1 protein-coding gene and 1 pseudogene are annotated in these 606 nt (G+C 73.1%); both read right to left on the bottom strand.

The genetic code is table 11. The features are described from left to right. Positions 1 to 219 (bottom strand): zf-HC2 domain-containing protein (locus tag FXN61_RS49925; protein ID WP_188136353.1); only part of this gene is annotated, 219 nt, incomplete at its 3' end. Between the two features lie 70 nt (positions 220 to 289). Further along, a pseudogene (locus FXN61_RS49920) lies at positions 290 to 606 on the bottom strand (RNA polymerase sigma factor); the annotation flags it as partial.

The raw sequence follows: 606 nt of genomic DNA, 5'->3' as shown, positions 1-606 counted from the left end.
CCGCCACGCCCGTGCGCGCGGCATCTGCGGTGTGCGGTCGATGAGCGGCGCGAGGTCGGCCCACACCGTTGCGGCGATCGGTTCCGGGGCGAGGCGGCCGCGGCACGGGGCGCAGGTCTCCAGATGCGACTCGACAGCCCACAGCTGGTCGGCAGCGATGTCGTCGTCGCCGCGCGCATAGCGACGCAGCAGCTGCTCGCTCGGGTGGCGTGGGGTCATGTCAGGGCCTCCTTCGTCGCAGTCCGTGCTCGCCTGGCGTGTGCTTGGGAAGCGCCCAGGTGGCGTGTGTTCATGCGAGGGCCTCCCTCATCGCGATCCGCGCCCGCCGAGCACGCGTCTTGACCGTGCCTTCCGGCACCCCGAGCAGCATCGAGGTCTCCCGCACCGAAAGCCCGTCGAGCACCATCGCCTGCAACACCTGCCGCAACTCCGGGGCCAGCCTGCGCAGCGCGTCCCCGATCTCGTCGCCGACACCCCGTCCAGCACCGACTCCTCGGCGGCAGGCGTGGTGCGCGAAGGTGCGGCGGCGGCAGGCGGCTGAGCGTGGTGCGCGCGGCGGCGGAAGGCGTCGATCAGCCTGCGGGCGGCGATGGTCCACAGCCAGCC

Origin of the sequence: Lentzea indica, from assembly GCF_012184385.1 — a bacterium.
GTDB lineage: Bacteria > Actinomycetota > Actinomycetes > Mycobacteriales > Pseudonocardiaceae > Lentzea > Lentzea indica.
The sequence above is the reverse complement of the archived record's forward strand: the minus strand, read 5'-3'. Positions and strand labels throughout refer to the sequence as shown.